Origin of the sequence: Ruminococcus sp. OM04-4AA (genome assembly GCF_003462585.1) — a bacterium.
Classification (GTDB): domain Bacteria; phylum Bacillota; class Clostridia; order Lachnospirales; family Lachnospiraceae; genus Mediterraneibacter; species Mediterraneibacter faecis.
Genome location: NZ_QTZH01000003.1, coordinates 99,677 through 120,694 on the forward strand (window position 1 = coordinate 99,677; position 21,018 = coordinate 120,694).

At 40.9% G+C, this 21,018-nt stretch carries 20 protein-coding genes; all 20 read right to left on the bottom strand.

Features of this window, described 5'->3' with window-relative positions; genetic code table 11:
• Window positions 1-34: 34 nt before the first annotated feature.
• Complete coding sequence (locus DXB52_RS02185) at window positions 35-577, bottom strand: cell division protein SepF (protein WP_117568217.1); 543 nt, start codon at window positions 575-577, stop codon at window positions 35-37.
• A 138-nt stretch (window positions 578-715) separates the two neighbouring features.
• Window positions 716-1,408: a YggS family pyridoxal phosphate-dependent enzyme gene (locus DXB52_RS02190; protein ID WP_117541285.1), complete on the bottom strand. Its 693-nt coding sequence runs from the start codon at window positions 1,406-1,408 to the stop codon at window positions 716-718.
• A 78-nt stretch (window positions 1,409-1,486) separates the two neighbouring features.
• On the bottom strand, window positions 1,487-2,812 hold the full coding sequence (locus tag DXB52_RS02195; protein WP_181989147.1) for a biotin/lipoyl attachment domain-containing protein: 1,326 nt from the start codon (window positions 2,810-2,812) through the stop codon (window positions 1,487-1,489).
• A 315-nt stretch (window positions 2,813-3,127) separates the two neighbouring features.
• Window positions 3,128-4,159 (bottom strand): D-alanyl-D-alanine carboxypeptidase family protein, encoded by a 1,032-nt coding sequence (locus DXB52_RS02200; protein WP_118106374.1) that lies wholly within the window; start codon window positions 4,157-4,159, stop codon window positions 3,128-3,130.
• Window position 4,160: 1 nt separating this feature from the next.
• Complete coding sequence (locus tag DXB52_RS02205) at window positions 4,161-4,556, bottom strand: methylglyoxal synthase (protein WP_015529236.1); 396 nt, start codon at window positions 4,554-4,556, stop codon at window positions 4,161-4,163.
• A 15-nt stretch (window positions 4,557-4,571) separates the two neighbouring features.
• On the bottom strand, window positions 4,572-5,681 hold the full coding sequence (locus tag DXB52_RS02210; protein ID WP_472519906.1) for an FtsW/RodA/SpoVE family cell cycle protein: 1,110 nt from the start codon (window positions 5,679-5,681) through the stop codon (window positions 4,572-4,574).
• A gap of 17 nt (window positions 5,682-5,698) precedes the next feature.
• A complete protein-coding gene (locus tag DXB52_RS02215) occupies window positions 5,699-5,908 on the bottom strand; it encodes a cell division topological specificity factor MinE (RefSeq protein ID WP_015529237.1) in 210 nt (69 codons plus the stop codon).
• Between the two features lie 11 nt (window positions 5,909-5,919).
• On the bottom strand, window positions 5,920-6,711 hold the full coding sequence (minD, locus tag DXB52_RS02220; protein WP_015529238.1) for a septum site-determining protein MinD: 792 nt from the start codon (window positions 6,709-6,711) through the stop codon (window positions 5,920-5,922).
• 45 nt (window positions 6,712-6,756) lie between these two features.
• Window positions 6,757-7,401, bottom strand: a complete 645-nt coding sequence (locus tag DXB52_RS02225; protein WP_118106376.1) for a septum site-determining protein MinC — start codon at window positions 7,399-7,401, stop codon at window positions 6,757-6,759.
• 26 nt (window positions 7,402-7,427) lie between these two features.
• Window positions 7,428-9,839, bottom strand: a complete 2,412-nt coding sequence (locus DXB52_RS02230) for a penicillin-binding transpeptidase domain-containing protein (protein ID WP_472519909.1) — start codon at window positions 9,837-9,839, stop codon at window positions 7,428-7,430.
• A complete protein-coding gene (locus DXB52_RS16505; protein WP_472519907.1) occupies window positions 9,809-10,306 on the bottom strand; it encodes a hypothetical protein in 498 nt (165 codons plus the stop codon). Before DXB52_RS16505 ends, DXB52_RS02230 begins: the two co-directional genes overlap by 31 nt.
• Window positions 10,299-10,832: a rod shape-determining protein MreD gene (gene mreD, locus DXB52_RS02235; protein WP_118106379.1), complete on the bottom strand. Its 534-nt coding sequence runs from the start codon at window positions 10,830-10,832 to the stop codon at window positions 10,299-10,301. The genes DXB52_RS16505 and mreD overlap by 8 nt, the downstream gene beginning before the upstream one ends.
• A gap of 12 nt (window positions 10,833-10,844) precedes the next feature.
• Window positions 10,845-11,717: a rod shape-determining protein MreC gene (gene mreC, locus DXB52_RS02240; protein ID WP_020436008.1), complete on the bottom strand. Its 873-nt coding sequence runs from the start codon at window positions 11,715-11,717 to the stop codon at window positions 10,845-10,847.
• A gap of 1 nt (window position 11,718) precedes the next feature.
• On the bottom strand, window positions 11,719-12,744 hold the full coding sequence (locus DXB52_RS02245; protein WP_118106381.1) for a rod shape-determining protein: 1,026 nt from the start codon (window positions 12,742-12,744) through the stop codon (window positions 11,719-11,721).
• Between the two features lie 17 nt (window positions 12,745-12,761).
• Window positions 12,762-13,454, bottom strand: coding sequence for a RadC family protein (gene radC / locus DXB52_RS02250; protein WP_472519908.1), 693 nt, complete (start codon window positions 13,452-13,454; stop codon window positions 12,762-12,764).
• 133 nt (window positions 13,455-13,587) lie between these two features.
• Complete coding sequence (locus tag DXB52_RS02255) at window positions 13,588-15,183, bottom strand: NAD(P)/FAD-dependent oxidoreductase (protein ID WP_117579026.1); 1,596 nt, start codon at window positions 15,181-15,183, stop codon at window positions 13,588-13,590.
• Between the two features lie 77 nt (window positions 15,184-15,260).
• Complete coding sequence (locus DXB52_RS02260) at window positions 15,261-16,481, bottom strand: BaiN/RdsA family NAD(P)/FAD-dependent oxidoreductase (protein ID WP_117960380.1); 1,221 nt, start codon at window positions 16,479-16,481, stop codon at window positions 15,261-15,263.
• A 109-nt stretch (window positions 16,482-16,590) separates the two neighbouring features.
• A complete protein-coding gene (locus tag DXB52_RS02265) occupies window positions 16,591-17,904 on the bottom strand; it encodes a methionine gamma-lyase family protein (protein ID WP_117579028.1) in 1,314 nt (437 codons plus the stop codon).
• Window positions 17,905-17,985: 81 nt separating this feature from the next.
• Window positions 17,986-18,945: a tRNA (adenosine(37)-N6)-dimethylallyltransferase MiaA gene (gene miaA / locus DXB52_RS02270; RefSeq protein WP_117579029.1), complete on the bottom strand. Its 960-nt coding sequence runs from the start codon at window positions 18,943-18,945 to the stop codon at window positions 17,986-17,988.
• A gap of 20 nt (window positions 18,946-18,965) precedes the next feature.
• Window positions 18,966-21,014 carry a DNA mismatch repair endonuclease MutL gene (mutL, locus tag DXB52_RS02275; protein ID WP_117874691.1) on the bottom strand — a complete coding sequence of 683 codons (2,049 nt, stop codon included), beginning with the start codon at window positions 21,012-21,014 and terminating at the stop codon, window positions 18,966-18,968.
• Window positions 21,015-21,018 lie beyond the last annotated feature (4 nt).

The following is a 21,018-nucleotide window of genomic DNA, read 5'->3' on the forward strand; positions in this document are numbered from 1 at the left end:
TCTAAAATCCAGTTCCTATAGTTGAAGTTAAATTCTAGTATCTTCCACGAACACTTGGTGTTTCCATAGATCCACTGAGAAGATCCTGAAGATCACCGGAAATATCAACATTTGTAGGTGTAACAAGGAAGATATAGCTGGAAATCTTCTGAAGGTTTCCGCTGATCGCAAATGCTGCTCCGGAAATAAAATCAATAATTCTCTGTGCGATCTCAAGATCCATACCTTCTAAGTTAAGGATTACAGTACGGCCTGCAAGTAATGTCTCTGTGATCTCACGGGAATCATCTACAGAAGTTGGTTTTACAACGCATACTTCCATGTTTCCGCCGTGTTTTGCAGCAGGACGCATTGGTGTAACCTTGCTGGAAGCGGAAGGCTGAAACGTCTTACCTTCATCAGCATCAAAGTCATTGAAAGATTCCTCTTTATTATTCTTCTTACCGAAGAAAGAACGACGCGGTTTTTCCTCAAAATCACCGTCATCTGCAAAATCATCATCATCATAAAATTCATCGTCATCATAATCGTCATCATTTAACTTCATGATGTCAAGAAATTTATCAAATACACCCATTTTTACACTCCTATCTTGTCCCCTTTTTCAGGTGGCGCTCTTTTTTATTCATACAGTCCAACGAAAAAATGATACTATTCAATTACTGTTCCAAAAATACTGTAAACAGTAACTCATTCTTCAGGTTAATAGATTAAGTCAGATATTATAGTTCCTTGCACCAAAGATACCAGTTCCAACTCGAACCATAGTTGCTCCCTCTTCTATGGCAACCTCGTAATCATTGGTCATTCCCATTGAAAGTATGTTCACATAAACATTATCAATGTTTTTCTCATTAATGTCAACAGATAATTTATGTAAATTTGCGAAAATATGACGATTTTCTTCCGGGTTATCGACAAAAGGTGCAATTGTCATCAGTCCGCAGACCTTGATATGTTCGAAATTTGCAATCTTTTCAATAAACGGGAGAACTTCTTCTGTTTTAAGTCCAAACTTACTTTCTTCCTGAGCAACATTTACTTCAATTAAAATATTAGCTGTAAGATTATGTTTTGCAGCTTCCTTTTCAATTGTCTCTGCAAGCTTGACAGAATCGACAGAGTGGATCAGATCTACTTTATCAATAATATATTTTACCTTATTGGTCTGCAGATGTCCGATCATGTGCCAATGGATATCATCAGGAAGTGCATCGTATTTGGCTGTGATTTCCTGCACTTTATTCTCACCAAACACACGGACACCGAGATCGTAAGCTTCCTGAAGCATTTCTATCGGTTTTGTCTTACTTACGGCGATCAATGTAACTTCTTCCCGCTTGCGTCCGGCACGGTCACAGGCTGCCTGAATCTTTGCTTCTACTTCTTTTAACTGTGTTTCTAGCATAAGTTATCTCTCCTTTTTTAAATTTGATTATCCTCTTTTTGATTTTGTATCCAATTTTCAAAGGGCTACAAAATCAAATCACTGAAATACAACATCATCAGAGGAAACACCGGCTCCGTTTTGTACGATATGATCGTAATTTGAAAGTCCGTAAGAATCTCCTTCCTGAACAATGTAATATTCGTCGCTTTCACATAAAATGGATACTTTTTTGAAAATAGCGTATCCTTTATTGATATTGTAGACTCCCTTTAATGGCTTTTGGGTATCAATCGTATAAGTATCAGAAGAATCCGGTTTTACAATCACTGTTCCGGATTTCAGCTGATCTCGACTTAAATAAACTTCTCCATCATCGGAGGTGTCATAGATATCAACAGCCTGAAATGAGGCAGTTCCTTTTGAATCCAAAACCATAACACCTTCTAAAGAGCTGTTACCTCCGTTTGTAATGTAATCATGAGGAATTACAAAGAACTGCTCTTCTACTACGGCAGATTTTGGAATCTTCAGGCCACACTCATCTTCTAAGATAAGTTCTATGTTCAGAAAACGCTCTGATGCATAACGAATCATAGAGTTGTCAAAGGTCAGAACACCATAGAAATTCCCATCTCGTTCAAGAACAGAGAAAGCGGACCACATCTTTTCACTGTCTTTATCTATGCGGACCTGCACATTCTGTAAATCAGATTTCTGAAATTCTTTTGCGGTGTCTTCTTTTAAAGGTATCACTACGTACCAGTTTTCACTGGTAATCAAGCGGTAAGCCGGTGAACCGCTTGATATCTTCATCTGATCGGTAAGCTCAGTTACTTTATAATTTGTTTTATTAAAATTATCTGCTGTAAAATTGTCAACAGTTAAGGACTCTAAACCATCAATCGTATAGGAAACAATTCCGTCCTGTCCGGCAGAAGCTGTTGTGACAGTTTGTCCGCTGCTCTCAATTACAGATGCAAGCTGCGCAGTTTTAGTTGTGCGGTATGCATTTTGCAATGTATTTTGCAGCTCATTCTTTAAGGTATAGATACTTGAAAAGTTGGAATTGTCATAGTTTTCATTGAATGTCTGAAGTTGTGTCACAAGTCCTGATTGAACATCAGGACTAAGATCTGCAGTTGAAGATGATTCCGTAGATGAATCATCAAAATTCAAAGCATTCTTTGAAATTGCATAAACAGGTGCGCCATATTTGACTTTGCTGTTCCCATTCTGATAATAATTAATGTAGCCGTCTGATTCTGCATTTACAGTTGTTTCCTGGCGGATGATCAATCCAGTATAGGTATTATCCTTCACAATACTGCCCTCCCGCACTTCATAAATAGAAGGCTTATCTTCTAAAAGATATGCGGTAATAGTAACAATAAGATAAATAAATACAACGGCAAACAGAAACATTCCAATATTAAATTCTTTTTTTGCCTTATATCTTTTTATATTTACAGACTTGTTTTTTTTTCTTTGCCAAGATAAAAATATTACCTCCTGTCATTTCTGCTTTAACTTTGTTAGTATATCATTTTTTTGTGTATATTCCAGCCTTTCAGGGGAAGAATACATATTAATAAATCAAAAGAGCGTTACTGAAAACAGGAAACGGTAAAGGAGAATATTACATGAAATAAGATAGAAAAAAACCATGCGGACAGATTAAAAATGAAAGCTTCTAATTTGTTGCTCTGTGCCACATGGCTTTTTCGTATCGGTTTTTCTTTATTCTGTTTTAGTTGTTTCTCCAGCCTCAAGAAGCCGGTTCATCTCCTGGTAAAGAAAACTCTTATCTTCAGCCCCCATAATAATGGAAATATAAGGATTCTTTTCCAGATCTTCGCTATAAAGGATCACACAGCACCCTGCTTCATCTGTGGTACCGGTCTTACCGCCAAATACACGAATCCCTTCAGGGGCATTGATCTTCCCTGAGGAATAATAGTTGGTTGGGACTACATCAAATGTTCTTGTTGTACCATCTGCTCCGGTAAGATTCATTGTATAAGAATCCATGGAAATAATGTCCATAAATCTCTGATCCTGAATGCAGGCATTAAAGATCAGATACAGGTCATATGCTGTTGTATAGTGGTTTTCATTATGAAGTCCGTGAGGATTCACGAAATGACTGCCAGTGGCACCAAGAGCTTTCGCTTCTGAGTTCATAAGCTCAGCAAAAGCTTCTACACTTCCGGAAATATGTTCAGCGATAGCAACACCACAATCATTACCTGAACGAAGTAAAAGACCACATAATAAATCATAAAGTGTCACTGTATCACCAGGCTGCAGGTTGCAGACTACTTCATCAGAGGCAAAGCTTGAAACACTGTCAGAAACAGTTACAATGTCATCCATATTACCGTACTTAAAAGCAAGGTATGCAGTCATAAGCTTTGTTGTACTTGCAGGATATAATTTATCATAAAGTTTATATCCATATTCAACTGTTTCATCATTTAGATTGAATAATCCTGCGGCATGAAGAGAATCCTCATCATCAAATCCAGTGAGAGCCACATCATCAGCAGCGACGCATAAATCATCAGCAAACAAACTTCCCTGGTATAAATTAGAGTTATAAGTGGCTGTCTCATATGTCCGGACAGGATCACCACCATATTCTTTGTAATACCAGACTCCGCCGACAGCTCCGGACAATACAACAATAAGACATATGACAGGAATAAGTATGCGGCTGACAGAATGCCGTTGCTTTCTTCGTCTTCTCTTCTTTTTATATGGTTTACTCATATTATCGATACATCTCCCGCCAGTCAAGGTCGCCTCTGTCAAGAGCAAGGATCAATGCTTCAGCAGTTGCGATATTTGTTGCGATCGGAATGTTATAAATATCACAAAGCTTAACAATGTCATTAACATCCGGTTCATGTGAGTGAGGTGTCAGTGGATCACGGAAGAAAATCAAAAGATCCATCTGATTGTGTTCAATCTGTGAGCCGAGCTGCTGTTTTCCTCCGAGATGTCCAGCAAGATATTTGTGAATGCTTAAGTTTGTTACATTCTCGACCAGTATACCGGTGGTTTCTGTTGCATATAAATTATGCTTACTGAGTATCCCACGGTATGCAATGCAGAAATTCTGCATCAATTTTTTCTTCGCATCATGCGCTACTAATCCGATATTCATAGTGGTATCCTCTCTTTACTGATATTTATTAGGCTGTAAGCCTACATTTAATACAAAACCGATTCCCATGAAAAAACATACTACGGAAGTCAGTCCATAACTGACAAATGGGAGGGACAAGCCTGTATTTGGGAAAATCATTGTAGCTACACTGACGTTAATAAAGCTCTGGATTCCAATCAGTGAAGCAACGCCTCCGCAAATGATCCGCCCTCCTGTATCTTTGGCCTTCAAACCAATTAAGATACACTCTATCACAATTAATAATAACAAAATTATGACTCCACAACAACCCACAAATCCTAATTCTTCACCAATTATTGCAAAAATAAAGTCTGTTTGCGGCTCAGATACGAAATTTCCGTTCTTAACGGATGTTGTTGCGTCATTATCATACCCTTTTCCGGTTAGCTGTCCGGACCCAATTGCCATAACGGAATTTAACTGCTGGTAAGATTCGTCGTCGGCATACTTTTCAGGTTCCAGCCATGCAAGGATACGTTCCTGCTGATAGTCTTTTAAGAACGGCTGGTTTGGCTGTATTGCAACAACAAGCAGTATAATGATCGTCGGTATTGTGATTACAAGAACGGTTCCAATGAGTTTGTAGCTTAATCCTCCAAGGTAAAGAAGGACAGCAAACAATGCGGCAATACAAATTGTTGTAGACAAGTTTGGCTGCTTGTAAATCAATGCAAGTGATGGAAGGATTAAAGCAATTGCCTGAATAATCGTTTTGGGTTCTTTAATCTTCTGCTCTCGTTCCATTAAGAATTTTGCAAAGAACAGAATCATAAGGATTTTTGTAAGGTCGGAAGGCTGGAATTGTGTAAATCCAAGGTTCAGCCATCTTCTCGCGCCATTTACTTTTGTTCCAAAAACCAAAACAGCCAGGAGCATAACAATATTCAGAGCATAAAGCGGCCAATATAGGTTTAAAATCCATTTATAATCAATGAAAGAGATAATAAACATAACAATCAGACCAAGACAAACGCCCATAATCTGACGATTCATTAAATCAGGTCTTGCACTTCGGACCATAAGGATTCCGACCAGTGAAATCAGAGTGACCAGAAAAACCAGACTGATTTTATAATCTCTAATATTATAACGCTGTTTCAAATTAGTAAAAAATGATTTCAATGTTTTTCTCCTGTATATTTTATATGTATATCCGTGCGTGTTATTTTGACATCAAATTGTTCCGGGGAGATTTCTATGTATTTAGAAATCGTCTGATATAAATCCGATGTCAGAAATTCTATCATATCGGGTGTACATTGAATTCTGTCAGTAATTAGCAAATTTCGCAACCTGTCTTTTGCAATTGTAACAGAAGGTACACTCATAATGTGACCTCCTAGTTCTTATGAAAAAGACTGGAGAGTTTACTGCGAAGTCCGGGTTTATGATTAAAATCGGAAATCGGGACTTCTTCTCCTAACAGACGTCTACAGATATTCTGGTAACATTTTCCGGCTAAGGAATCTTCGCCGACTACCGGTTCTCCCTGATTGGTTGCAACAACAACAGACTCATCATCCGGGATGACTCCAAGCAGATCAATCGCTAGAATCTCTGTGACATCCTCTACAGACATCATATCACCTCTGCGAACCATGTCAACGCGCAGACGATTGATCAGAAGTTCATTTTTCCGGATGCCGGAAGCTTCAAGCAGTCCGATAATTCTGTCAGCATCACGAATTGAGGAAACTTCAGGTGTTGTAACAACAATGGAACGCTGTGCGCCTGCAATTGCATTTTTAAAGCCCTGTTCAATTCCTGCTGGACAATCTAAAAGAATGAAGTCATAATCATCTTTTAGTTCGTCAATCAGTTTTTTCATCTGTTCCGGTGATACGCTTGTCTTATCTTTTGTCTGGGCAGATGGGAGCAGGTACAGATTTTCAAATCGCGTATCTTTGATCACTGCCTGTTTCAGACGACATTTGCTTTCAATGACGTCAACAAGATTGTAGACAATGCGATTTTCAAGTCCAAGAACAACATCCAGATTTCGAAGTCCGAGATCTGTATCAATTACAAGAACTTTTTTTCCTGCTGAAGACAGACCAATTCCAATATTCGCTGTTGTTGTTGTTTTTCCAACACCGCCCTTTCCCGATGTAATGACGATTACTTCACCCATGTTGAATATTCCTCCTATTTCCCATGCTTATGTCTTTCCAAAGATTTATTCTATCAGTGGATCAAGGTAAATTCTTTTTCCGTCAACAACTGCAATTTGCGGTCCGTTGATGGAAAGGCTGTCCTGATAGATCAGTTGACGTTTTGCTTCAATATCTCCGATTACAAGTCGCTGCGGCTGCATGGAGAGAGCAATGATAAAAGCATTCCTGTCACCGGCAGCTCCCGCATGAACAGATCCATAGAGAGTACCGAGAATGATAATATTTCCTTTTGCAACTACTTTAGCTCCGAATTCAACATCTCCTAAGATCACAATGCTGGATTCGGATTCAAGAAGCTGTCTTCGCTTTAATGTTCCGCGATAGAATTGTCCATCTGATTTTTCACGTTCAGATAAACACTGTGCTACCGCTTTTTTGTAGATCAGTTCCTTGCGTTCATCATGATCAATGATACAGATAATCTCAAGGTTTGTCGTCTGCGTAATAACCTGTATTAACTGCTCCTCTTCGCTGATGGAAAGTGTCCTTCCGCTAAATGAAACTGCCATCTTTGCATTCTTGAAAAAATCAGCAGATTGTCGGAATTTCTCTTCTACAGCTTTTAAAAGATCCGGGAATGGGAGTTTGGCATTAAGCCGCAGCTCTATACCGGAATGACTGCTTTTTATTGTTACCAGTTCACTCATGATCCCATCCCCTTTCGTTATCTTAATTAATCACCGGCTTCTGCAGTTCCTAAAGAAGAAGCATATCCTTGAAGCAGTTCATCGGCGGATTCTGGATTGAAGTACACTTTTGTGATATCTCTTCCAATTTCAGCTGCATAGGTAGACGCATATCCATTTGCAATGCGGACAGCAATTGAAATTTCAGGTGAATCTGCCGGCGCATAACCGACAAACAGAACATTATCTGCATGTATCTTACTATACTGGGCAGTTCCGGTTTTTCCTCCCATGGAAATATCCATTCCGGCGAAGGTGGAGCTGCTTTTTACCATGCTTTCCATTCCATTGTGTACCAGATCCCATGTACTTGAGCTGATCTCATCCATCTGATTTACAACTTCCGGAGTATAATCTTTAATCAGTTTTCCATTCGAATCGGTTGTTTTATCAATGAGAGAAAGACTGTAAACAGTTCCTCTGTTTGCAACAGCTGTCACATAACGGTTGATCTGGCTGACAGTATAGTTGTTGGTACCCTGTCCAATGGCAGATCGAACAGAGTCAGAATCAGAAATCTGAGGTTGTGATTCAGGAATTTCGATTCCTGACGTCTGGTCAAATCCAAACATTTTTGCATATTTTGCCAGTTTTTCAAGACCGGTATTACTGTCATAGTTACCATTCGAGTCTTGTCCAAGACGATAACCAACTTCATAGAAGAAATCATTACAGGAATGCTGCAGTGCACCTACTACATTCAGACTTCCATGAGCACTTGGATAAATCCAGCATTTTGGACTTGGTGTGATCTTGTCAAATACACCTGAACAACTGATATAGGAGTTTCCGTTAATTACCCCTTCTGTCAGACCGGCTACAGAAGAAAGCATTTTATAAGTAGAACCTGGTGCTGTCTTCTCCTGGGTCGCTCTGTTGTAGAAGGTACGTGACATACCCATGCTCAACTTCACATAATAAGAACGATCCATTACGTTTGAGAGACGATTATTGTCATATCCAGGGTAAGAAACACATGCTAAAACTTCTCCGGTATTTGGATTTGTTACAACTGCACCAGCAGAACATGGCTCAAGTGCCAGTTCACCAGGTGTAAGTTCAAGGTTTTCCAGCTTGCTCTTGATCCAGGAAAAAGCATTTGTCTTTCCGTTGAGTAATCCGTTATAGGTCGAGTCATCCATAGGAAGAATACCCTGTTCATATACGATAGCACAAACTTGTTCACCAGTAACACTACCTGATTTTATAAGATATTTGTAGAGAAGTTTGTCGAAATTACTGTCATCTGCTAAATATTCTTTTAAATATTTTAAAATCTCCTGATAAATCTCTTCTGAACTGGAATAAGAACTGCTTCCAAGTTTGGAAGTATCGATCCAGTTTTTAGAAATCGCATAATTCAGGTAAGTATATAAATTGATTGTCTCATCTTTTGCCCATGCAATATAAGTAGCATCATTCTTATCAATCTGATCTGACATAAGGATGCCTGTATCCTTTGTCAGCAGGGTATCACAGATGTAATCCATATATGCTTTCATTTCATTGGAAAGATCTGTATACGCACTGGCCTGTGAGTTCTGAAGCTCTGATTCGAGCTCGGAAATCGTCGCCGTCTTCTTTTCCTGAAAAATGGAATAAACCTGCTGCTCGGCAGTTTTTGCATCACTGCTTGAAAAGTGTCCGGAATCGATGACGGAATTTCCAATCAGATTATAATATGCATCACTGACCGGGATGATCAGATTCTTAGAGTCATCTACACTGGATGTATCGTATTCCAGAACATTCTGTAGTTTGGATAAAACAATTCCGGCAATCTTCTCTTCCAGAAGTTTATAAGTACTTTCCTGAAGATTTTTATCAATCGTCAGATATACATCATTTCCGGCTTCAGGATCTTTCCGGCTGACAGTATCAGTTACACGTCCGAGGTTATCTACATACACGGTTTTTTCACCTTTTGTGCCCTGAAGGACATTGTCCATGCTTTGTTCAATGCCGGCCTTTCCTACAATATCAGACAGAGAGTACTTTTTCTTTTCATCCTTGTCCAGCGCATCGTATTCATCCTGGGAAATCTGTCCGGTATATCCGATAATAGATGCAAAATACATTCCATCGGTATATTTTCGGATAGAATCTTCTGAAATGTCAACACCGGTAAGAACGTCCTTATTCTCCATAATTGCTGCTGCTGTTTCGTCACTTACATCGGATGCAAGAACTGTATCAATATACTGCTGATATGCATTTAATGCCATTGCATAACGCATGTTGATGATCTTTAAAATATAAGCAGGTTCTAATGTGCTGTCATCAAGGCCATATCCATATTTTTCATCAGTACAAAGATAATGAATGATATCTGCTGCACTTTGGTTCTGTTGCTTTTCTGTAAGCTCATCTATTGTTCTTTTTCCATAGACATCTGCAATAAAACGGAGCTTCTGGGTATCGCTTGACTGTGTAAACTGATAGGTTCCGGAGGATCCAGGATGATACCAAAACTTGAAACAACAGAATCTCCATTTGATTCTACGATAGAAAGAACCTGATCCAGGATTTTATTTAATGCCGCATTTTTTTCAGAACGTTTATCTGTTGTGATGGAGTTTTCAACGGTTGACAGATTAATTGTCACGGAATAAGCCAGCTGGTTATAAGCCAGCAGATTTCCATTACGGTCATAAATATTTCCGCGTGTTGCTGCAACGGATGTCGTCCGGCGGATAGAATATTCGTAGTTTTCAAGATAATCAGACCCTTTTACGATCTGAAGATAGAATAATCTTCCGATCAGGATGGAAGAACTGACACAAAATATAATGATCAAAGTAACGAGTCTTGACTGCATCAGGTAAGCTCCGGCTTCTTTCAGACGGTCTAAAATATTTCTAAACAAATTTACTTGCACTCCTTTTTTCTTCTGCTTCAAGTTTGTGGTTAATAAATAAAATCAGTGGGTATAATCCCAGTGTGATCACGATTGTGTAAATCAGTTCAGGAACGATGATGCGGTTGAGATAATATAAAAAGTTAAAATCACTTCGCAACATGAACATGAGCAAATAAATGATGATACCGTAGAGAAATTCGCTGACAGAAATCAAAAATAACGGCAGCTTGATATCTTCATCAAAATAAAGCTGTTCAAATAATCCGTTTACAAAACCGATTACCAGGTAAAGTAATGCATAAAATCCCAAAATTGTACCAAACTGAATATCTGTGATAAGGCCAGCAAAGAAACCGACCAGCATTCCTTCTTTCTGCCCACGCATAAAACCAAAGGATGCTGTGACAATCAGAATCAGGTTAGGTTTAATTCCGGCAAGTTCCAGATGATTGAATAAGGTACACTGGAGCAGATATGCTGCAAGTACGATCAGTACAGTTACAGCAGCTCTTTTAAATTTCATTAATTTCATGAGTATTCACTCCTATTCGCTCTGATTGGATCCAACCAAATCCGCTTTCGTTGTTGTGATAACAAGAACTTCCTGAAGATTTTTAAAATCTACAGCCGGTGTAATATATCCGGAACGAGTCAGATTGTTAGAGTCGACCGTTACTTCACTGACATATCCGATCAGGATTCCCTGCAGGTATTTATCACTAATATAAGAAGTGACGATCTGGTCTCCGACGGAAACCGTATTATCATTGTTTTCCATCTGACCAAAACGAATCTGGTTATCACTCATAAGTGACAGATCTCCACTTACGATACAACGGTCAGAAGTAGAAAGTACCATTGCACTTACATTACTTGAATCATCGATAATAGAACGGACTTTTGCCCAGGTTGGACCAACTTCTGTGACAATGCCGACAAGACCGCTTCCGGCCATTACGTTCATATCTGCGGCAATACCGTCTTTACTTCCTTTGTCAATGGTAAATGTACTGAACCAGTTTCCGGAATCTTTCCCGATTACATGCGCAGCAGTTTTTTTGTAATCCGCATAGTTCTTGTCCAACTGATATAATTCCTGCAGTCTCTGAAGCTCATAACGTTCTTGTTGCAGATTGTTATTTTCTGTAATCAGAGAGTCAACCTGTTTTTGAAGCTTTGTATTTTCTGCGCGTACCTGTTTCAGAGTTTGGAAATTGTCTTTCATATCTCCCATCCAGCCACCAATCTGATTGATTCCCTGCTGAAGAGGGATAACGGTTACATTTGCAACAACTTTAAATGGACCTCCTACTTTGTCTGAAAAGGAAGATAACAGCATCATAAAAATGCAGAAAACAGAAAGTCCTATAAGTAAATATCTGTTCATAACAGAAGTCTGATTCTTCTTTTTTTTCATATTATCTTAACCACCTATAATCTTCGTCTAACATGGAGTAACTTAATTTTCTATACAAGGTCTTATTCAGTATGATCCTCTGCAGACCTTTGACGGCACAGAGTTCAGGGTCTGTTTTCATGTGAACCGGCAGACCGATACTTTCTTCCAGATAAGTAGAAATCCCTCGCAGATTAGCAAGTCCTCCAGTAATATAAATCCCGTTTTTATTAATATTTCTCCGGACATCGGGAGGCGTACGGTCGAGCATGGAATGAATGGCCTGTACACATTCTCTCAAAGGTTCTTTGATCGCTGCCCGTACAAGACTGATTGGAATGTCAATGTGCGACGGACCGCCGCGCATCATATCTCTGCCGTATACAGTAAGAAAGCTTCCGGTGGACTGGTCAAAAACTCCAAATTCTTTTCGCAGCCGTTCGGCAGTCGGACGGCCAATTATAAAATCTTTAGAATGACGGACAAGATTGGCAATTGCACTATCCAGCTGTTCGCCACCGATCTTAAGCAGACGGTTCATAACAATACCACCGTAGGAAAGAATGGAAAGTTCTGTTGTTCCTCCACCTAAATTGGCGATAAAAGCTCCTGGTTCTTCCAGAACATCAATCCCAAGTCCAAGTCCGTCTGCAAGACCGCGCTCTACAATTCTTACTGATTTTGCTTTCGCTTCAGAATGAAGCACAAGATCATAGAAAGCCTTCTTTTCTACTTCTGTGACATCTGTAGGAACAGCGATCACATATTCTGCCCCACGGATAAACGGACGCTCTTCCTTCAAAAGATCTCCGAGAAGATATTGCATGTCATCAAAACGGGCAATGACACCATTCTTCATCGGAAATATGATCTGTATATTTCCCGGAGCCTTTTCATACATCTCATAAGCATCGTCTCCGACAGAAAAAATATATTTTTTATCTTTCATGGCAATTACATTCTTGGCATGCCATATGCGGTCTTTTTTCTTATCAAAAATCTTGATATCATAAGTTCCAAGATCTAACCCATATACATTCCTGGCCATAAATACACTCCATTCCCTTATCTATTTGCAGATTCTTGAGAAAAGAATCCTTTCTCCCTTAAACTGAAATAACAATTATCTCCAATAATGATGTGATCGAGAAGTTCTATACCGATCAAAGCCCCTGCTTCACGGACGCGCCGGGTTGTCAGAAGATCTTCTTTGCTTGGTGTCGGATCTCCACTCGGATGATTATGCAAAAGAATAATGGATACAGCATTCTTCTGCAAAGCTTCCACAAACAGTTCCCGTGGAGAAACAAGTGTGGAATTTATAGTTCCTGTTGAAACATCCATCTCACTGATCAGCCTGGATCTGGTATTCAGAAGCAAAAGCTTCATTACTTCCCGTTTCTTATGCCGAAGATCCTCCATATAATAACGTGCAATACTGTCCGGGGAGGAAAAATCCAATCCCAGTGAGGCTTCTGCTTTCGCCATACGTCTTGCAAGTTCTGCCAGACAAAGAATCTGGATGGATTTTACCTTTCCGATTCCTTTGATCTTCAGCAGTTGTTCCATAGACCACTGTGGGATGCTGAGAAGTCCTTCAGAGCCAAATGGTGGATGCAGAATCTTCTGGGCAAGCCGAAGCGAATTCTCCCCTTTCGTTCCGGTACGAAGTAAAACAGCTAAAAGTTCCACATCTGTCAGATGTTCTGCACCGTACTGCTCACATTTTTCATAAGGACGGTCTTCAAGATACATCATTTTGATTGTTTCTGTATTTCTATTTTCCATGTGAATCATATCACTGCGATGACATAATACAACGATTTATTTTAGCACAGTTTCAAAAAAGTGTATAGAGAAGATACCAAAAAACCACAAATTTCATAAATGATTAAGATTTATATTTTTGAATGATTGCCTCGGCGACCTTCATTCCGTCCATCGCTGCGGAAGTGATTCCACCGGCATATCCGGCCCCTTCACCACATGGATAGATCCAGTCACAGGAAGCACAGACAAAGTTCTCATCCCTTTCAATTCTTACAGGGGAAGAAGTTCGGCTCTCTACACCGGATAATAATGCATCATTATCTGCAAAACCATGAATCTTATGATCCATTGCTGTGATTCCATCCTCAAGCGACTGTGCGATTTCTTCTGGAAAGATACCACGTACATCCCCAAAGACAGAAGCTCCTTTCATGCAAGAATGAACCATACCATAAGAAGTTGTGATCTGATCTTCTTTAAAGTCGCCAAAACGTTGGACAGGAATTTTTCCCTGTCCTGCCTGATAAGCTTTTTCTTCTAAGCTGCGCTGGAAAGAAATCCCGGCAAGCGGATGGTCAGAACCGAAGTCATCCGGAGTAACTGTAACAATCACAGCACTGTTTGCATTTTCTCCGGCACGGTCGTGATAGCTCATTCCATTGACTGCAAGACGATGCTCTTCAGAAGAAGCATTTACAACATATCCGCCCGGGCACATACAGAAAGTATAGACCCCTCTTCCATTGTCCAAGTTCTCGGTCAGTTTATATGCTGCTGCCGGAAGATCATTTCCCCGATCTCTTCCATATTGAGAATGATCGATCAATGTTTGTGGGTGTTCGATACGGACTCCGACGGCAAATGATTTTGCGCGCATCGGAATCTGATGCTTATAAAGCATTTCAAATGTATCACGGGCGCTGTGACCGATCGCAAAAACGGCTGCTCCGGCAGATACTTCTTCTTCTGCGGAATTCTCTGAGAGGTGAACAAGTTTCAGTGTTTTTGATGTCAGATCAACATCTGTGACCTGTGTATGAAAACAGAATTCACCGCCAAGCGAAATGATCTCCTGACGCATCTGGCTTACAACATCAATCAGGACATCCGTACCGATATGTGGCTTATGTGCATATAAAATATTTTCGTCCGCTCCGAATTTTACGAAAGTCTCAAGAACGAAACGGTTACGTCCTGTCTTATCTTTTACAAGTGTATTTAACTTTCCATCTGAAAATGTACCAGCGCCGCCTTCACCGAACTGGACATTGGAAGAAGGGTCAAGCACACCGGTCTCCCAGAAACGATCCACATCCTTCTTACGTTCTTCTACACAAGCACCACGTTCAAGAACCAAAGGACGGTATCCTTCCAGTGCAAGCAGATAAGCGCAGAATAGTCCGGCAGGACCGCTGCCGATGACAATCGGACGGGCATTCAGAATCTCTGTTCCGTGAGATGGAATCTGGTAATGCTTCTCTTCTACTTTCTGGATGTTTCCTTTACAATGCTTTAAAACAGCATTCTCATTGGAAACAGTGACATCAACCGTATACACATAGAACAACTCCGGTTTTCTGCGTGCGTCTAATGACTGACGGTGAATCCGATAAGTAAAAGAGTCCCCTTTCTTTAGATGAAGTGTCTTTTGTATCTTCTTTTCAAGAGCTTCTTCCGTGTGTGGAATCTGCAGTTTCAGCTGATTAATTCGTATCATTTATCTATCCTTTCTTTCAGGAAATCTAATATTAAAGTATATCATCCAGATATTGGTTACAAGTTAGCAGCAGGCAATTATGCAGATGCGGCGGAGCGTCCTGCAACATAACCGCTTGCCCACGCCCAGGTGAGATTATACCCACCGCAGATTGCATCTACATCGACCAGTTCTCCGGCAAAATAAAGCCCGGAAACAAGTCTGGATTCCATTGTTTCTGGATTAATCTGTGTCGTATCAACACCGCCACAGCAGATCTGTGCCTGTTCATAAGAATTTGTCTTAATTACAGGTGATTTGAATTCCTTGATCATCCATGCCAGCCTCTGAATATCTGCATCTGTGAAATTGCCGCATAGCTTCTCTTTTTTGATCTTGGCAAATTTCAGCCATACAGTGGCCAGTTTTTCATGAAACAGGCCGGTAAAGAATTGCTCTGCTGTTTTTTCCGGCTGGCGGTTGGCACGTTCTTTCAGAAGAATTTTTACTTTATCAACCGAATATTCCGGAAGAAAATCCAGCATGGCAACAACTTCCTTCTGCTCATATAATGCTTTCGACGCATAACGGCTGATCTGGAATACCGGAATTCCTGAGATTCCATAGGCGGTCAATTGAAGTTCACCGGTATCAGCAGCAGTTAATTCACCGTCAACAAACAACGAAACTTTTCCCTGTGCACGTACTCCGGCAATTGCGCGGAAATGCTTTCCGGTACAATGTAAAGCACAAAGAGCAGGAAGTACAGGAATTATCTGATGTCCAAGCTGTCTGGCTAAAGTGTATCCGGAACCGTCAGAACCGGTGGAAGGTGCGGCTTTTGATCCATTGCAGAGAATCACTTGATCTACGGTTAAAGAACCGTGTGATGTCTGCAAGGAAAATCGTTCATTTGTTTTCTGTATTCCAGTACAGGAGATTCCTGTACGTACATCAACTCCAAGACGGTATACTTCCTGTTCTAATACATCACGGATGGCACTTGCCTGATCAGAGTACGGATACAGATATCCATTTCTGTCTTTTGGATAGATTCCAAGTTCTCGGAAAAAAGCAATGACTTTTTCCGCCGGAAATTGATCCAGTACCTGCGTGATAAAGTTAGGCTGCTCCGAACGATAACAGGAAGTATCCTGATAAGTATTCGTATAATTACACCGGCCATTTCCAGTCACTAATATTTTCTTACCCAATCTATCGTTTTGCTCCAGAAGGAGAACTTTCGCTCCTTTTCTGGCAGCGAAAATGGCGGCCATCATTCCTGATGCACCGCCACCTATAATTGCAATTGTGTTCATTAAAATTCATATCCTCTTACTTTCTTAGCAGATTACATCTGTCTGAATTTTAACATAACAATTCATTCAACTCAACTGAATTTTCGATAGATTCTCTCGAAAAATTGTTTTACAGAAGTTCTCTCACACGCTCGATAGAAAGAACGCCTGCATCAATAACGCTCTGCAGTGATTTGAGAATACCAAGCTTTGCATGATACCATGTGAGTCCACCCTGGAAATAGACAGCGTACGGAGGTTTTACTGGTCCGTCTGCACTTAATTCAATGGAAGAACCCTGAACGAAAGCACCAGCTGCCATGATCACATCGCTGTCATATCCCGGCATTGCCCATGGTTCCGGGCTTACATAACTGTCTACCGGAGCAGCTGCCTGAATTCCCTTACAGAATGCAATAACACCTTCTGCAGATCCAAGTGTAACCGCCTGGATGATATCATGACGGGATTCAGAACCGTTCGGAATTACCGGATATCCTAAAGCTTCGTAGATATTTGCTGCAAAAGTAGCACCCTTTAAAGCACCGCATACAACAGTTGGTGCAAGGAAGAATCCCTGATAGAAGGACTGTGTAACACCAAGTGTAGCACCGACTTCTTTACCGAGTCCTGGAGAAGTCAGACGATAAGCACAGTTTTCGATCAGATCAGCTCTTCCGGCAACATATCCGCCGATTGGGGCAAGTCCGCCACCCGGATTTTTGATCAGAGAACCGACGATCATGTCTGCACCGACATCACTTGGCTCAATACGTTCAACGAATTCACCGTAACAGTTATCTACCATACAGATGACATCCGGGCGACGCTCTTTGATAAATGCAATCAGTTCGCCGATTTTTTCTACAGAGTAGCTTGGGCGTGTCTGGTATCCTTTGGAACGCTGGATTGTTGCCAGTTTGATTGTTTTATCTTCCAGAGCTTTTTCAATCGCAGGATAATCAAAATATCCATCTTCCAGAAGTTCTACCTGTTTATAGGAGATTCCATATTCTGCAAGAGAGCCGTTAGATGGACGGATTCCGATTACTTCTTCAAGTGTATCATATGGTTTTCCAACCGGAGATAACAGTGTGTCTCCGGGACGAAGATTCGCTGCAAGCGCGAGGGCAAGTGCGTGTGTTCCGCAAGTGATCTGTGGGCGCACCAGAGCGGCTTCTGTATGAAAAACAGAGGCATAGACATCCTCTAAAGTATCTCTTCCCTGATCATTGTATCCATATCCGCTTACATAGTTAAAGCATCCTTCACTTACGCGGTTCTCCTGCATGGCATGAATTACTTTTAACTGATTGTATTCAGCGTTTCTGTCAAATTCTTCAAAACGTTCTTTTAGTTTCTCTTCTGTCTTCTGTCCGAATGCCCAGACTTCTTTGCTGATTCCTAGCTGTTCGTAAATTGTTTCTGTAGTTGGTGTATTCATTTTTCTTCTTCTTTCTTTTTAAGTTTTTTATTGTTGATTTACATGGCAAAGCTGCATTTTATCTAAATGCAGCCTGATGTCCTAATGAATGATTTCTTTTTCCTTTAAAACAGTGAGCATCTGTTGGATCAGTTGTTTATCTTCTCTTCCAATCTCACTTTTATCAAGCCAGATGACATCTCTTTCTCTTCTAAACCAGGTCAGCTGTCGCTTGGCAAAATGTCTTGTGTCTCTCTTAATAATGCGTACGGCTTCTTCCAAAGGATACTCTCCTTCAAAATAGCCAAACAGTTCTTTGTATCCAAGTCCCTGCATCGCAACACTTTCTCTTTTAAGTCCGCGCAATCTTAATGCATTGACTTCTTCAAGAAGTCCTTCCTGCATCATCAGATCGACACGTTTATCAATCCGGTCATAGAGAATCTTACGATCATCTGTCAGCACAAAATATGCGGAGTTATAAGCAGATTCTTTCTCTCGTTCCGCCTCATTGTGCTCGGAAATCTTCTGTCCGGTCTGCTGATAATATTCCAGCGCGCGGATCACACGTTTTATATTATGAAAATGAATCTGTTCCGCAGATTCCGGGTCTACTTTTTCAAGCATTTCATGAAGATATTCTGCGCCCTGGGTTTTGGCAAGTGCTTCTAATTCTTCCCGATAAGCAGTATCGGCATTATTTTCTGTGAAATCAATGTCGTAAAGTAATGCCTGAATATAGAATCCTGTTCCGCCGACAACGATCGGAATATGTCCCCGCTGATAGATTCCTTCCATTGCTTCTTTTGCCATCTGCTGAAAGAGAACAACGTTAAAATCCTCAGACGGATCAAGAACATCTACCAGATGATGCGGCACACCGTCCATCTCTTCCGGACGGATCTTGGCAGAGCCGATGTCCATCTCCTTGTAGACCTGCATAGAGTCAGCAGAAATGATCTCTCCGCCGATCGCTTTGGCAAGTCCGATGGAGGCAGCAGTCTTTCCGACAGCGGTTGGGCCGGTCAGAATGACAAGTGGGCGTTTGTTTGTCTGTTCCATCTATATTTCCTCGATTCCTTTTATACAATTCGTTTAAATTTCTTTTCCAGATCACGTTTTGTCATGGCAATGATTGTCGGTCGTCCATGCGGACAGTGATATGGATTGTCCAGTGTCAGGAGTTCGCCGATCAGTTTGTCTACTTCCTGTGCAGAAAGGCGGTTATTTCCCTTTACAGCAGCCTTACAGGACAAGGATGCAACCTTCTCATCGATCAGCTCCGGTGTCATAGAAGTAGAAAGACCTTCGGTCAGATCATCGATCATCTCCATCAGAAGTTCTTTCTTGGCAATACTGAACAAATTGTCAGGTACTGCACGGACTGCATATTCTTCCCCACCAAATGGCTCAATCTCAAACCCAATGCGTGAAAAGCGGTCCATATTTTCATTCAGAAGCTGTGCTTCCTGCATGGATAAGCTTAAAATGATCGGAGGACTTAAGTACTGAGAAGTAAATTCTCTGCTTTTCATTTCACGCAAGGTACGCTCATACAAGACGCGTTCATGAGCCGCATGCTGATCAATGATGTAGAGATTATCTTTGAATTCTACGAGCCAGTAGGTGTCAAAGACCTGGCCGATCAATTTATATTCTGCACGGATATCTCTTTTTAAGAAATTTTCTTCAAAGAGATCCATCTGCGTACCGTTTTCTGGTTTGGATTTTTGAACTGCTGCCGCAGTTTCCGGTGCAACTGTCTTATCTGCTGCTTCAACGGCGTATTTGACATGTTCAGCAATTTTGTCTTTCTGTTCATCTGCACGGAAAATCTCTTTCCGGTCTGCAACTTCGGCGGAAGAAGAACGATTATGGTAAGAAAGTACGCGCTCCTTCATCTTACGGATAAAATAATCCTCATCCTGAACATCATCCTTAACCGTTTCCTTGGATTCTTTGATCAATTCCGCAGCTGTTACTTTTTCATTCTCCTTACGCGGACGAAGAAGAAACGGACTGCCGGTATCCTCTTTATCTTTGGTCGAAGCGGATGTGAATGTCTTTTTCACTCGCTCCGGTCTTTCTGCCATGTTTTCGTTCGATTCCACCGGATCAGGAACTTCTGCTTTCTGTATCAGTTCCGGTTCCAGTAAAGTCCTGTGTACGGCTTCAAAGACGGTATTATAAACCTCCTGCTGCCGCGAGAAGCGAAGCTCCATCTTTGTCGGATGCACATTGATATCTACATTTTCTCCACTCAGATGAAAATGCAGAACTGCAAATGGAAACTTGTGCTGCATCACAAAATCACGATAAGCGTCTTCCACGGATTTGGAGATCATTGCACTTTTGACATAACGGCCGTTTACGAAGAAATTTTCAAAGTTGCGATTTCCACGTGTGATGATCGGCTTGCCGAGAAAACCTGTGATATGGATACCATTTTTCTCATAATCGATCTCAATCAGGTTAGCTGCCACATCACGGCCATAGACATTGTAGATCACATCTTTCAGTTTTCCGTTTCCGGAAGTACGAAGTTTTTCCTGTCCGTTATTCAAAAACTGAAAAGCAACTTCCGGATGAGACAGGGCAAGGTGCATCAAGAGATCCTGCACATGTCCGGCTTCTGTCATTGGTGTCTTTAAGAATTTTCTTCTAGCAGGAACATTGTAAAATAACTGATGGACGAGGAAAGTTGTCCCATTTGGCGCACCGGTATCTTCCAAGGATACTTCTTTTCCACCTTCAATGACATAACGGGTACCAAACTCTGCATCGGCAGTCTTTGTGATCAGTTCCGTCCGGGTAACAGCTGCAATACTTGAAAGCGCCTCTCCACGGAATCCCAAAGATGCAATATGAGACAGATCTTCCACTGTCTCAATCTTGCTTGTAGAATGCCGCAGAAAAGCACGTTGCACTTCATCCTGCGGAATGCCACAGCCATTATCTGTAATACGGATGAAGGAAATACCCCCGTCCTTGATCTCTATTTTTACAGAAGTAGATCCTGCGTCGATCGCATTTTCAACGAGTTCCTTTACAATTGAAGCAGGACGCTCAATCACTTCACCTGCGGCAATCTTATCAATTGTGATCTGGTCTAATACATGAATGTGTGGCATATTT